The organism is Streptomyces glaucescens, assembly GCF_002154375.1.
Classification (GTDB): Bacteria; Actinomycetota; Actinomycetes; order Streptomycetales; family Streptomycetaceae; genus Streptomyces; species Streptomyces glaucescens.
On the sequence record NZ_MUND01000663.1, the window covers coordinates 1 to 1,005 of the forward strand.

Genomic DNA, 1,005 nt, shown 5'->3' on the forward strand with positions numbered 1-1,005 from the left:
GTCTCGTGGCGACAGCGCTGACGATCGGCGGCCCACGCCCCGCCGATCGTCAGCGCTGTCGCCACGAGACATGCCACGCCGGCCGACCCCCAGGTCCGACGGCAGCGGCCCGCCCGGAGCCTCAGCGCGTTCGGCGCCTTCCCCAACCCCGACATCAGGTGCGCCTCTCCGCCGGTCTCCCGCCCCCAGGGCCTCCGCCGCAACCCCCGGGGTCCCTTCAGCAAGCAACCGTAGAGACCTGGCACCGGCCCCGAACGGAACCATCGGTTCATTCACTCGTACTGCGTAAGGGAGGAGCGATCACCAGCCTCCCTCGCGCAGTCGACGTCTCGGCGGAGAATCCGCTGACGTACCGGGCCGGGCACAGCACATTCTCCCGGACGCTCGCTAGAGGGCGCCTGGCCAGGCCACTTGCCTGCCAGGCGCCCTGCCGGTCACTCCCTCCTCTTCCTCTTCCGGGCGTAGCGGCGGTAGTGGTCGACGCGGTCGCTGTCGAGGTCGACCAGTTCCAGGATGTCGATCGCCGTCTCGCGCTCGCCCGAGACGGCTTCCCGGAGGATCAGCGCGAGACCTTCCCGGGCCCGGAGCTGGCACTCACGGTCCAGGTGCGTGCGGCCGTGCGCCTCCTCCACCGGGTGCGCGTCTCCCGCGACGAGATGCCAGAGGAACGTCACGAGATACTCCCGTGCGGCGTCCGGCAGGGGTTCCGCGAGTGCGGCGAGGATGACGCCGACCCCGGGCACCGCGGCCTCGAAGAGCCCGCCCCGGTCGATGAGGTGGCCCTCCAGGTCCGCCCCGAGCAGTTCGTCGTGGGTCTCGGCCTCCAGCAGGCGCCGGAACAGGTCGGGAACGTGCTCCGCGCTGCCGCCGCACCCGCACCGCAACCGTCCCCAGTCGAAGCGGTCCAGTTCCGCCTGCACCGCTTTGGCCATTCGCACAGAGCACCTTCCTTCTTCCGTCCCGGCCGGTCACCAGCAGCGGACACCGGCCGGTCACCGGTGGGGT

The 1,005-nt window shown here is 71.3% G+C and carries 1 protein-coding gene; it reads right to left on the reverse strand.

Going from position 1 to position 1,005, the window contains the following annotated elements:
• Positions 1 to 434: 434 nt before the first annotated feature.
• Positions 435 to 932, reverse strand: a complete 498-nt coding sequence (locus CCN42_RS34305; protein ID WP_086741319.1) for a hypothetical protein — start codon at positions 930 to 932, stop codon at positions 435 to 437.
• Positions 933 to 1,005: the final 73 nt, after the last annotated feature.